The sequence below is a fragment of the Pantoea sp. FN0302 genome (assembly GCF_050113775.1).
Classification (GTDB): Bacteria; Pseudomonadota; Gammaproteobacteria; order Enterobacterales; family Enterobacteriaceae; genus Mixta; species Mixta alhagi.
In genome coordinates, this window is record NZ_JBNJSM010000001.1 from 920,768 (window position 1) to 932,924 (window position 12,157).

Genomic DNA, 12,157 nt, shown 5'->3' on the forward strand with positions numbered 1-12,157 from the left:
AAACAGGGCAGCGGGCGCTCCGTTGCGCCTGTTTGGTGCATGCCCGCTGTGCAAAGGAGGGAGGATGGGCAAAAATATAGCGTTTGCTGCGGATTTGACGTTGCCAGCCATTGGTCAGGGTACCTGGTATATGGGTGAAAAAGCTGAGCTACGTCAGCAGGAAATTGCCGCCTTACAGGCTGGCCTGGAGTGCGGTTTAACGGTAATCGATACCGCTGAAATGTATGCAGACGGCGGGGCGGAGCAGGTTGTTGGTGAGGCACTGCAGGGAAGGCGCGATCGTGCCTGGCTGGTTTCAAAGTTTTACCCGTGGAATGCCGGCGTTGATGATGCAAGGGAAGCCTGTGAACGCAGCCTGAAGCGCCTGAAGACGGACTATCTTGATCTCTATCTGTTGCACTGGCGCGGCAATATCCCGCTGGAGGAGACGATCCGCGCAATGGAGAAACTTCAGCTGCAGGGAAAAATCCGCCGCTGGGGCGTGTCTAATTTTGACTACGAGGACATGCAGTCGCTTTGGCAAGAGCCAGGCGGCAGTGCCTGTGCCGCTAACCAGGTGCTGTATCATCTTGCCTCACGCGGCATTGAGTTCGATCTCCTGCCCGCCTGTGTTGAGCGCCAGCTGCCCGTTATGGCCTATTGCCCGCTGGCTCAGGCTGGGCGTTTGCGCCATGGCCTGATGACCTCGCCCGAACTAAACGACATGGCCGATCGGTTGGGGATTAGCGTAGCGCAACTGCTGCTGGCGTGGGTGATCCGCCACCCGAACATCATGGCGATTCCCAAAGCCAGCAGTATCAGCCACGTGCAGGAAAACGCCGCCGCGTTAAACGTGACGTTAGATGAAACGCATGTGAAGCAAATCGATCTGCTGTTTCCGCCGCCGCAAAGCAAGCAGCCGCTGGATGTGGTCTGAAAATAACGTCATGCAGGCCGGGCATTTGCCCGACCTGCAACAGCTGGCATACTTTTCAGACAGCAAGATAAATTAGCGCTTTTTACGCAGGCGGAAGGTCGTGGCCAGGCGTGCCGGCTGCTCGGGCGCACTCTTCATTGGCGTATTGATACGTGCTGTTTCTACGCAAACCATGGTCTGAAAGCCATCGTTCGCCATATCGGCCATGCTGCAGGATAACTCCACGCCCGGATTCCAGGTAACCACATCGCTATGATGATGGTGGTAAACCTCAATCACCCGCTGCCCGGATTTATCGTGGATCAGGCTGCAATCTTCTGGCCGGGTATAAATACGATCGACCTGACCGGCATAGCGCTGTTTGCCATCCTCAGAGGTTGCCTGTTCGCCGCCTTTCACCTTATCGATAAAGTGCGTGCCCAGACCGCTGACTTCCACCTCCGCAATATCCGCCACGTTGAAATAGCTGTGCAGGGCGCAGGTTGCCTGGTATTCACCATGCGCTTCCAGCTCAATTTCACAATGTTCACCCAGGCGAAAGCGCGCAATTAATGTGAAATCATGCGGCCAGAGCGCTTTGGTCTGCTCATTACTTTCCAGCACCAGCGTCAGCAGAACATTGTCGTTATTTTCATCGTGAGCAGAGAGCGTCCAGGGTTGATTACGGGCAAAGCCGTGTGCCGGTTGGCCTGCTGGGCCAAACCACGGCCAGCAAATCGGTACGCCGCCGCGAATCGCCTTGCCTGGGGTAAACGCCGTTTTGTCACTAAGCCAGATAACCGGCTTCTCACCGTTTGGCTGCCAGGCAATCAGCTGTGCGCCCTGCAGCGTAACCGCAGCACGCACTTTCGGATGATTAACCACAATAACGGGCAATTCGCCAATCTGTCGTTGGCTCAGGTAAGGGGAGATCTGGTTTTCCACGGGAAGCGAAAAGATTTTTTCGGTCATGATGTTACCTTGCTGGAATTCAGACGATAAAAAAGGGCGACCGTAGTCGCCCTCTAAGCTTAGTCTGTCACCGTTACTTATTTAGAAGCAACCAGCGCGACCAGATCCAGAACTTTGTGAGAGTAGCCGGTTTCGTTGTCATACCAGGAAACCAGTTTCACGAAGTTGTCGTTCAGTGCGATACCGGCAGCGGCATCGAACACAGAAGTCAGGGTTTCGCCGTTGAAATCGGTAGAAACCACGGCATCTTCGGTGTAGCCCAGAACGCCTTTCATGTCGCCTTCAGAAGCGGCTTTGATGGCTTCACAAATTTCTTTGTAAGAAGCAGGCTTAGCCAGACGTACGGTCAGGTCAACAACGGAAACGTTCGGAGTCGGAACGCGGAACGCCATACCCGTCAGTTTACCGTTCAGTTCCGGCAGAACTTTACCTACGGCTTTAGCCGCACCGGTAGAAGATGGGATGATGTTTTGAGCTGCGCCACGGCCGCCGCGCCAGTCTTTGTGAGACGGGCCATCAACGGTTTTCTGCGTTGCGGTAGTTGCATGAACGGTGGTCATCAGGCCTTCAACGATACCGAATTTGTCGTTGATAACTTTAGCCAGCGGTGCCAGGCAGTTGGTGGTGCAGGATGCGTTAGAAACGATGTCCTGGCCAGCATATTTGTCAAAGTTAGCGCCACGAACAAACATCGGGGTGTCATCTTTAGACGGGCCGGTCATAACCACTTTTTTAGCGCCAGCAGCGATGTGTTTGCGTGCAGTTTCGTCGGTCAGGAAGATACCGGTTGCTTCCGCTACTACGTCAACACCGACTTCGTCCCACTTCAGGTTAGCCGGGTCTTTTTCAGAGGTAACACGGATTTTTTTGCCGTTTACGATCAGCGCGCCGTCCTGTACTTCAACGGTGCCTTCGAAGCGGCCGTGCGTTGAGTCATATTTCAGCATGTACGCCATGTATTCCGCGTCCAGCAGATCGTTGATTGCAACGATTTCAACGTCAGAACGTTGCTGCGCAGCACGGAAAACGATGCGACCGATACGACCAAAACCGTTAATACCTACTTTGATAGTCATATATTCCACCAGCTATTTGTTAGTGAATAAAAGGTTGCCTGTAAAATTACAAAATCCTTACCAGGCGTCAAGCGGAATCGTGTCAATTATTGCGACAAATCAAACCTGTGATGGTGAATTTGCAGGTAAAAATCCGCTTCCGCGCCTATTCTCCCGCAGGAGTTTTACGCCTCGATTACCGAATATAAAGGCCTGCTCTGACTGGAAAGTGATCTTCATCACAGTTTGACAGTTAAGCGGCGGTGAAAATTCGCCAGGCACAAAATATTAAGCTGTTCTTGTTAACTGTTTGTTAGAATACTAGCCGATTTTTCCAGAATAACACTGCCAGAGATGATGAAAATGGCTAAAGAATTGAACGATCGTACGCCTGATAACCAGCTTAGTGAAATGCAACGTTATGTTACCCAGCAGCGGGGCACTGAGCCGCCGTTCAGCGGCGCGCTGTTGCATAACAAATCGGAAGGTATTTATCACTGTCTGGTATGTAACGCGCCGTTGTTTTTATCGGAAACCAAATACGATTCTGGTTGCGGCTGGCCCAGCTTTTATCAGCCTTACAGCGATGATGCGATTCACTATCTGGAAGATAATTCACATGGCATGCAGCGAATTGAGATTCGTTGTGGCAACTGCGACGCTCACCTTGGCCACGTCTTTCCCGATGGCCCTCAGCCGAGCGGCGAACGCTACTGCGTAAATTCGGCCTCGCTGAGCTTCAGCGATAATGACGGTAATCAGATTAAAGGTTAATACGATGAAATCTGAACTCAAGGCGATAGTCGAGGCAATGACCCCCGAAATTTATCAGCGTCTGGCAACGGCGGTAGAAATCGGAAAATGGCCAGATGGCGTGGCGCTTACGGAAGAGCAAAAAGAGCACTGTATGCAGCTGGTTATGCTGTGGCAGGCGCAGCACAATCATCAGCCGCAGCATATGAGCATCGGCGCGGGCGGAGAGCTGGTCACCCGTTCGAAACGCGAACTAAAAGAAGAGTTCGGTATCAGTGACAGTGTCACGCGTATCACGCTGCAATAATTATCCCGCCAGCACGGCGGGATAATGGCCTTACTGGCGGATTAGCGCGCCGTTTGCCGCCATATCCGCTAAGGCCTGCTGGCTGTCCTGCGGCTGTAAGTTAACGCCGCGGCAACCTTCAGCAATCACTTCTACCTCATATCCTAACCGCAGCGCATCCAGCACGCTAAATTTCACGCAATAGTCTGTGGCCAGACCCATCATGACCAGACGCCTGATGCCCTGCTGACGTAACCAGGCATCAAGCCCGGTCTGACGGCGATGACCGTTATCAAAAAAGGCGCTGTAGCTGTCAATATCAGGCTGCTCACCCTTATGAAATATTTTATCGATTAACGTGCGCCTGAGCGCCGGATGAAATTCTGCACCCTGCGTATGTTGAACAGCATGATCGGGCCACCAAATCTGCGGCAGGCCATTCAGCTCGCCCAGCGTATTCACGGCCTTACCGGAAACCGAAGCAAAACTGCCATGGTTTGCCGGATGCCAGTCCTGCGTGGCAATCACCGGTTCGCCACGCCGGTGAAATGCTTCGGCCAGCTGATTAGCTACGGCAATAGTCGCGTCGCCGTCGGCCACCGCCAGTGCGCCGCCCGGACAAAAATCATTCTGCAAATCGATAAGGATCAACGCCTGGGTCATAACAGACTCCGCTATTAGTTATCAGAGGTTAGCTCGCCACGCAGATTGACCTGCATTAGCTGCCGCACTTCATCGCAGCTTAACGGCTGACTGAGTAAATAGTGCAGTTTGGTCAGAGTAGCCTCTACCGTCATATCGAAGCCGCCGATCACGCCTGCATGGGCGAGGGCGTTGCCGGTAGCGTAGCCCCCCATATTCACCTTGCCCGACATACACTGCGTAAGGTTAACCACCACAATACCGCGTTCGGAGGCTGCCCGCAGCTCAGTCAGGAATTCGGCGTTTTGCGGCGCGTTACCCACGCCATAGGAGCGCAGAATCAGTGCTTTTACCGGCTGGCGCAGAAAGTTGCGTACCACTTCAGCAGAAATTCCCGGATAGATGGTCACCACCCCGATTGGCTGAGGCGTAATAGGATGAACGATCAGTTCGCCTTCGCCTTGTGGGGAGGCGGGCGTATTCAGTCGTCGGATATGAATACCCGCTTCCAGCAGCGGCGGCAAATTGGGCGAGGCAAAGGCATTAAAGCCATCTGCATGGGCCTTGGTGGTGCGATTACCCCGGTAAAGGGTGTTGTTAAAAAATAACGAGACTTCTTTGATCGGGTAGTTAGCCGCAACGAAGAGTGCGTTCAGTAAGTTTTGCTGGCCGTCAGATCGCAGTTCCGCCAGCGGGATCTGTGACCCTGTCACTATTACCGGCTTGGCCAGATTCTCCAGCATAAAAGAGAGCGCCGAGGCGGTAAACGCCATGGTATCGGTGCCGTGCAAAATCACAAAACCATCGTACAACGCATAATTTTGCTGAATATCGTCTGCAATCGCCTGCCAGTCTTGTGGCGTCATATCAGAGGAGTCGATCAGCGGCTGATATTCATGAATGGTAAAGTCAGGCATATCCGGACGATGAAACTCCGGCATGGCTGACAATTGCTGCTGAAGGTGGCCGGAAACCGGAATATAACCTTGTTCTGAGCGCTGCATACCGATGGTTCCGCCGGTATAGGCAACGTAAATGGATTTTTTTTGCATGAAAAGCGACTCAGCTTGGCGGTAAAACCGCAGTATAAGGTAAAGTCTCAGGAAGAGCAGCCCGACCAGCGGCAATACCGGCCGGGCTGAAAGTTATCGCACGTCGCCGCAGGTCAGGCAGAGAGCGTAACGGTTTTGCGGATCGTTCAGGGTTCCCAGAAGCCCGGGCTGCTGTTTCATGGCGCTTACCACATCCACCATCGGGGCCGGTAGCCAGGCTTTTAACGTAGCGGGCAGCAGTGCCTGTACTGAAGCATCCATCTGGCCCAGTACCATGTCAATAAAGGCAGGCTCATCGGCAAACCAGTTGAGTTGTACATTCTTCACCTTCGCCAGTTCTGCCGCCTTAGTAATGGCATCATCAAAATCACCCAGTGCATCGACCAGGCCATTTGCTTTGGCATCTTCACCGGTCCAGACATGACCCTGGGCGATCTGATCGATCTGCTCAGGCGTTTTCTGCCGTGCTTTTGCCACCAGGCCGATAAAGTTGCGATAGCCGTTTTCAATGCTGAGCTGCATCATTTGCTGTACTTCAGGCGGCAGCGCCTTGGTGGTGGCAACGTCCGCCAGCGGCGAGGTCGCTACGCCATCAGTATGCACGCCGATAGCATCCAGCGAATTTTCCACCGTATTAATTACGCCGAAAATGCCGATGGAACCGGTTAGTGTCGCCGGGCTGGCAATAATGTAGTTAGCAGGCGTTGAAATCCAGTAGCCGCCAGAGGCTGCCATGCCGCCCATGGAAACCACCACCGGCTTGCCTGCTGTACGTGCTGCCGCCAGCTCCTGACGCACCACTTCCGATGCGGTTACGCTGCCGCCAGGGCTGTTTACACGCAGTACAATCGCTTTGATTGCCGGGTCGAGCCGCGCTTCGCGGATCTGCGCTGCGGTGGTATCGCCGCCGACGGAGCCCGGCGTCTCTTCGCCATCCATAATGGCACCATTCGCAAGGATCACGGCGATATTGCCATTCTGCGAACTGGTATCCTTCACCGGATAGTCATAGATGCTGATAGCGTTGTAATCCTGATCCTGTTTGTCCCAGCCAAACTGTTTGGTAAACAGCTGCTCGGTTTCGGCACGGGTCGCCAGCTGATCCACCAGCTTGTTTTCTTTCGCATAGAGTGCCGTATCGCCGCCGGTTTTTTGCAAACCGCTCAGTAGCCCCTGCGCGCCAGGGAAAAGCTGTTGTGGGCTAATCTGACGGTTAGCGGCAACGGTATGCAGATAGTTTTGCCACAGTTCGCCTACCCAACGGCTGTCGGCCTCGCGCGCTGCCGGCGACATATCATCACGCAGGAAAGGCTCTACCGCAGATTTATAGGTGCCGACGCGGAAAACGTGTGAGGTCACTTTCAGCTTGTCGAGCAGGCTTTTGTAGTAAAGCGTGTTGGTGGCGAAGCCGTGCAAATCGACGGTGCCCTGCGGCGAAAGGTAAATTTTATTGGCATAGCTGGCGAGGTAGTATTGCGCCTGACTATAGCTGTCGCCGCTGGCGTAAACCGGCTTGCCGCTGTCGCGGAACTCACGCAGCGCCTTGCCGATATACTGCAGAGAAGGCTGGTCGGCCCCGGCAAAGTTACGCAGGTCCAGCACGATTCCGGTGATTTTCTCATCCTCTTTGGCCTGACGGATCGCTGCCACCACATCAAAGAGCGAATTCTCTTTCAAACGATCGCTGCTGGCACCCAACAGCTGACGACCAATTTTGCTGAGCTTGTTGCTGACCGAAGGTTTATCGACCACCACGCCGGAGAGATCGACTTTTAGCGCGCCACGCGGCACCTCTGCCGGTGTGCTGACGCTTTTAATCTGTAGCCAGATCCCTACGCCAATCAACAGCAAAAAGATAAAAAATAAGTTGAGGATGCATTCACGAACAAAGTTCAGCACCCGCCATGTCCATTTAAATAAGCCGGTTATGATTCGCCACAACGTGCGCATGTTTTCTCCATAATCACCAGACAGAGCACAGAAAAGCAGCTTTTCTGCCAGAATTTCATCCACATCCTAAAGAGCAGTGGGGCAAATGTCAGCAGGAAATCGCACGCGGCTGTAACAAAAGGTCAGCCTGTGCTAGTTTGCAGTGAATGCTAATCATTATCAGGAGGCATAAATGGATGCACTGGATTTACTGGTTAACCGTCGTTCCGCATCGCGCTTAGCCGAGCCTGCGCCACAGGGCGAAGCGCTGGACAATATTATACGCGCTGGTATGCGCGCACCGGATCACGGCACGCTACAGCCATGGCGCTTTCATATTATTGAAAAGCAGGGATTAGAGCGCTTTAGCGCGCTGCTGGAGCAGGCTGCGCGTGACGGAAACATGGATGATAAAGCCATTGAAAAGGCGAAGCAGTCCCCGTTCCGGGCGCCGATGATTATCACCGTGGTTGCGCACTGCGTCGAGCATCATAAAGTGCCGCGTTGGGAGCAGCTGTTATCAGCAGGCTGTGCGGTTATGGCAATGCAAATGGCTGCCGCCGCACAGGGCTTTAACGGTATCTGGCGCAGCGGCGCCTGGACTGATAACGACGCGGTAAGAGCGGCATTTAACTGTCGCGAACAGGATGCGATTGTCGGCTTCCTTTACCTGGGCACGCCGCAGTTAAAATCATCCACCACCGTTTTACCTCCTGATACCGCCCCCTTTGTCAGTTATTTCTGACAGCTCGCGCGCCGCCGTTTTGGCAGGATAAGTTGATTATCCTGCTTTTTATCCACTCCGCCGCAGGGATGGCTTATCACGCCAGAGCGAACGCGTTAACATAGATGACCGCTCTTATTGCGAGCGGTCTGATGCCGATTAAAGCCGGTGTTCCTTATTATCTTGTCTTAAGAGAGCTTTGCCCCATTCATGCGCCTGTTTATTGCTGAAAAGCCAAGCCTGGCCCGCGCCATTGCCGATGTGCTGCCGAAACCGCATCGTCGTGGCGATGGTTACATTGCCTGTGGAAACGATCAGATGGTTACCTGGTGCGTGGGGCACCTGTTAGAACAGGCCCAGCCCGACAGCTATGACAGCCGCTATGCGCGCTGGTCATTAGCGGATTTACCTATCGTGCCGGAAAAGTGGCGTTTACAGCCGCGTCCTTCCGTAGCGAAACAGTTGAATGTGATCAAAAAACTGCTGGAGCAGGCGGATGAAGTGATCCACGCCGGCGACCCCGATCGCGAAGGACAACTGCTGGTGGATGAGGTGCTGGACTATCTGGCGCTGCCCGCTGCTAAACGTGATAACGTCCAACGCTGCCTGATTAACGATCTCAATCCGCAGGCTGTGGAGCGCGCCATTAACCGTCTGCGACAAAACAAAGAGTTTATTCCGCTATGTGTATCGGCGCTGGCTCGCGCCCGTGCTGACTGGCTGTATGGCATAAATATGACCCGCGCATGGACCCTGTTGGGGCGCAATGCTGGTTACGACGGCGTGCTGTCGGTGGGGCGCGTGCAGACGCCGGTATTGGGGCTGGTGGTGCGGCGCGATGAAGAGATCGAAAACTTTATACCAAAAGATTATTTTGAAGTAAAAGCGCATATCGTCACGCCTAAAGAGGAGCGATTTGTGGCGCTCTGGCAGCCCAGCGACGCCTGTGAACCCTGGCAGGATGAAGAGGGAAGGTTATTGCATCGCCCGCTGGCGGAACATGTGCTGGCGCGCATTGGCGGTCAGCCTGCGCATGTCACCGGTTATCAGGACAAGCGGGAAAACGATACTGCGCCGCTGCCTTTCTCACTTTCCAGTCTGCAGATTGAAGCGGCCAGACGCTTTGGTCTGAGTGCCCAGACGGTACTGGATACCTGCCAGCGGCTGTATGAAACCCATAAGCTGATTACCTACCCGCGCTCCGACAGTCGTTACTTGCCGGATGAGCATTTTGCCGGGCGTCATGCAGTATTAAACGCCATTAGTGCGCATCGGCCTGATATGAAAACCCCGGCCGATTTCGATACCAACCGTAAAAACCGCTGCTGGGATGATAAAAAGGTGGACGCTCACCACGCCATTATTCCTACCGCGCGCAGCAGCGCCGTGCGTCTGAGCGATAATGAAGCCAATATCTATGGGTTGATTGCGCGTCAGTATCTGATGCAGTTTTGCCCGGATGCGGTTTACCGTAAATGTATTATTGAGCTGGATATTGCTGGTGGTAAATTTATCGCCAAAGCGCGTTTTCTTGCCGAGGCGGGCTGGCGAGCATTGCTGGGCAGTAAAGAGCGGGATGAGGAGAATGACGGTACGCCATTGCCGGTGGTAGCGAAGGGCGATGAGCTGTTGTGTGAAAAAGGGGAGATCGCCGCAAAGCAAACGCAGCCGCCACGGCCCTTTACCGATGCGACGCTGTTATCTGCCATGACCGGCATTGCCCGCTTTGTGCAGGATAAAGATCTAAAGAAAATCCTGCGTGCGACCGATGGTTTAGGAACGGAAGCAACCCGGGCCGGCATTATCGAACTGCTGTTCCGGCGCGCCTTCCTGACCAAAAAGGGCCGTTATATCCATGCGACCGAAGCGGGCAGAGCGTTAATCCACTCTCTGCCGGAAATGGCTGCGCGTCCCGATATGACGGCTCAGTGGGAATCAACGCTGACGAAAATCAGTGAAAAGGCCTGTCGCTATCAGGATTTTATGCAGCCTTTGGTCGCAACGCTGCATGACCTTATTGCGCTGGCGCGTCAGCAAAGCTCGGCGCGCGCCTTTCGGGGCGTAGCGGCACCCGCCGGGAACCAGAAACGTCGTAGTAAAAAGGCGAAAGCAAAGGAGACGGAATAATGAAACTGGCATGGGGAATTATGCTGGCACTGCTGTTAAGCACGGCAGCGCAGGCGCAACGCCATGATTATCATAGCGGCGGTAATCAGCAGAGCGATATAAACAGCGATGTGATAGTGGATATGCCGCCGGAAGTCTGGACGCAGGGGCAAAATCGTTCGCAGAATCCGCCCTGTTTGCGTTGCTGTATCTATGAAAATCGTAGCTATACCGAAGGCGCGGTGGTTAAAGCGGAAGGGGTGCTACTGCAGTGCGTACGCGATGAAAAATCGTTGGGCACCAATAATCTGATCTGGCGTATCGTGAAATAACCAAGGGCGTTGCGACAAGCCTCGCAACGCCTGCTGTTTAAAGCTGGAACTCAGCCCAAATCGGCGCATGGTCGGACGGTTTTTCCATAGCGCGGATCTGATAGTCGATGCCGGTATCGATACAGCGCTCTGCCAGCGCACGCGTGGCCAGCAGCAGATCGATACGCAGGCCACGGTTATCATCAAAACCTCTTGAACGATAATCAAACCAGGAAAAGCGATCGGCGCACGCGGGGTTCGCGGCTCGCCAGGTATCGACCAGACCCCAGTTAAGCAAGCGATCCATCCACTCCCGTTCTTCCGGCAGGAAAGAACATTTACCGGTACGCAGCCAGCGCTTACGGCTATCTTCACCGATACCAATGTCCAGATCGCTGCTGCTGATATTCATATCGCCCATCACTAAAACCCGATCGTCCGCCGTCAGGTGGGTTTCCAGATAGTTTTGCAGATCGCGGTAAAATTTTTCCTTTGCCGGAAATTTTGTCGGATGGTCACGGCTTTCGCCCTGCGGAAAATAGCCGTTAATCACGGTAATATTCCCGGATGGGGCGGGGATTTGCGCAATAATCAAACGGCGCTGCGCCTCTTCATCATCCTCAGGAAAACCGCGCTGTACCATAAGCGGCATTTCGCGGGTCAACAGGGCTACGCCATAATGGCTTTTCTGACCATGATAAAAGACGTGATAACCCAGCTTGCTGACATCCTCCAGCGGGAACATATCATCATGAACCTTGGTTTCCTGCAGGCCGATAACGTCAGGATTATGCTGCTGAATCAGCGCTTCCAGCTGATGGGGGCGAGCGCGTAGCCCGTTGATATTGAAAGAGATGAATTTCATATTGCGATAACTGCACAGTAAAAAGATGGCAGGATGTTAACAGAGATGTTTTGCTGATGACAGTATGTAAACCGGATTGCGCACGTTGTCTCGCGTTGCTCGACGCGAACCTTGTCGAAGCTTCTCACCTTCTCCCTGGGGGAAGGTGCTGCATTAGCGCTGAGTTTGAAAACAGGGGGAGTATACAAAGATGGTGGTGGGAGAAGGATTCGAACCTTCGAAGTCTGTGACGGCAGATTTACAGTCTGCTCCCTTTGGCCGCTCGGGAATCCCACCAGATAAAACAGGTTTGCTCTTATTGTCGCTTTCAGCTTCATCCGTCATCAAAATGATGGATGCCAGATTTGCCCATAAAACTCGCCAACATGCCCGGCGGGTTTTATTCCTCTGCGCTGAAACAGAAGAGTGGTGGTGGGAGAAGGATTCGAACCTTCGAAGTCTGTGACGGCAGATTTACAGTCTGCTCCCTTTGGCCGCTCGGGAATCCCACCACGGGTCAGGACAATATTGCCTGAAAGCGGGGCGCATCATAACAAATGAAACGATGCTGTAAAGCGCCCCACGAAA

The 12,157-nt window shown here is 53.7% G+C and carries 12 protein-coding genes and 2 tRNA genes; 6 read left to right on the forward strand and 8 right to left on the reverse strand.

Annotated features, from left to right (window positions below):
* The first annotated feature begins 64 nt into the window (after window positions 1–64).
* Window positions 65–916, forward strand: a complete 852-nt coding sequence (locus ACQE32_RS04240) for an aldo/keto reductase (RefSeq protein WP_426972401.1) — start codon at window positions 65–67, stop codon at window positions 914–916.
* A 72-nt stretch (window positions 917–988) separates the two neighbouring features.
* Here ACQE32_RS04240 and ACQE32_RS04245 read toward each other — a convergent pair whose 3' ends face one another.
* A complete protein-coding gene (locus tag ACQE32_RS04245; protein WP_426972402.1) occupies window positions 989–1,867 on the reverse strand; it encodes a D-hexose-6-phosphate mutarotase in 879 nt (292 codons plus the stop codon).
* Between the two features lie 77 nt (window positions 1,868–1,944).
* Window positions 1,945–2,943 (reverse strand): glyceraldehyde-3-phosphate dehydrogenase, encoded by a 999-nt coding sequence (gapA, locus tag ACQE32_RS04250; RefSeq protein WP_250650083.1) that lies wholly within the window; start codon window positions 2,941–2,943, stop codon window positions 1,945–1,947.
* 342 nt (window positions 2,944–3,285) lie between these two features.
* Here gapA and msrB point away from each other — a divergent pair, with 342 nt between their 5' ends.
* Together msrB and ACQE32_RS04260 are read left to right on the forward strand one after the other, a co-directional pair.
* A complete protein-coding gene (gene msrB, locus ACQE32_RS04255; RefSeq protein ID WP_427021391.1) occupies window positions 3,286–3,696 on the forward strand; it encodes a peptide-methionine (R)-S-oxide reductase MsrB in 411 nt (136 codons plus the stop codon).
* Between the two features lie 4 nt (window positions 3,697–3,700).
* Window positions 3,701–3,982: a YeaC family protein gene (locus tag ACQE32_RS04260; protein ID WP_426972403.1), complete on the forward strand. Its 282-nt coding sequence runs from the start codon at window positions 3,701–3,703 to the stop codon at window positions 3,980–3,982.
* A gap of 30 nt (window positions 3,983–4,012) precedes the next feature.
* Here ACQE32_RS04260 and pncA read toward each other — a convergent pair whose 3' ends face one another.
* The 3 genes from pncA to sppA form a co-directional block, all read right to left on the reverse strand.
* Window positions 4,013–4,624: a bifunctional nicotinamidase/pyrazinamidase gene (gene pncA, locus ACQE32_RS04265; protein ID WP_426972405.1), complete on the reverse strand. Its 612-nt coding sequence runs from the start codon at window positions 4,622–4,624 to the stop codon at window positions 4,013–4,015.
* 14 nt (window positions 4,625–4,638) lie between these two features.
* Window positions 4,639–5,655, reverse strand: a complete 1,017-nt coding sequence (gene ansA, locus ACQE32_RS04270; RefSeq protein ID WP_427021392.1) for an asparaginase — start codon at window positions 5,653–5,655, stop codon at window positions 4,639–4,641.
* A gap of 93 nt (window positions 5,656–5,748) precedes the next feature.
* The gene (sppA, locus tag ACQE32_RS04275) at window positions 5,749–7,605 is read right to left on the reverse strand and encodes a signal peptide peptidase SppA (protein ID WP_426972406.1); all 1,857 of its coding nucleotides are present in this window, start codon (window positions 7,603–7,605) and stop codon (window positions 5,749–5,751) included.
* A 172-nt stretch (window positions 7,606–7,777) separates the two neighbouring features.
* Here sppA and ACQE32_RS04280 point away from each other — a divergent pair, with 172 nt between their 5' ends.
* From ACQE32_RS04280 to ACQE32_RS04290, 3 genes are all read left to right on the forward strand, one after another.
* A complete protein-coding gene (locus ACQE32_RS04280; RefSeq protein WP_085071562.1) occupies window positions 7,778–8,329 on the forward strand; it encodes an NAD(P)H nitroreductase in 552 nt (183 codons plus the stop codon).
* Between the two features lie 189 nt (window positions 8,330–8,518).
* The gene (locus ACQE32_RS04285) at window positions 8,519–10,435 is read left to right on the forward strand and encodes a DNA topoisomerase III (RefSeq protein ID WP_426972407.1); all 1,917 of its coding nucleotides are present in this window, start codon (window positions 8,519–8,521) and stop codon (window positions 10,433–10,435) included.
* Window positions 10,435–10,746 (forward strand): YnjH family protein, encoded by a 312-nt coding sequence (locus ACQE32_RS04290; RefSeq protein WP_085071564.1) that lies wholly within the window; start codon window positions 10,435–10,437, stop codon window positions 10,744–10,746. The genes ACQE32_RS04285 and ACQE32_RS04290 overlap by 1 nt, the downstream gene beginning before the upstream one ends.
* A gap of 37 nt (window positions 10,747–10,783) precedes the next feature.
* Here the strand turns inward: ACQE32_RS04290 and xthA are convergent, their stop codons facing one another.
* From xthA to ACQE32_RS04305, 3 genes are all read right to left on the reverse strand, one after another.
* Window positions 10,784–11,590, reverse strand: a complete 807-nt coding sequence (gene xthA / locus ACQE32_RS04295) for an exodeoxyribonuclease III (RefSeq protein WP_085071565.1) — start codon at window positions 11,588–11,590, stop codon at window positions 10,784–10,786.
* 191 nt (window positions 11,591–11,781) lie between these two features.
* Window positions 11,782–11,866, reverse strand: a tRNA-Tyr gene (locus tag ACQE32_RS04300).
* A gap of 130 nt (window positions 11,867–11,996) precedes the next feature.
* Window positions 11,997–12,081, reverse strand: a tRNA-Tyr gene (locus ACQE32_RS04305).
* Window positions 12,082–12,157: the final 76 nt, after the last annotated feature.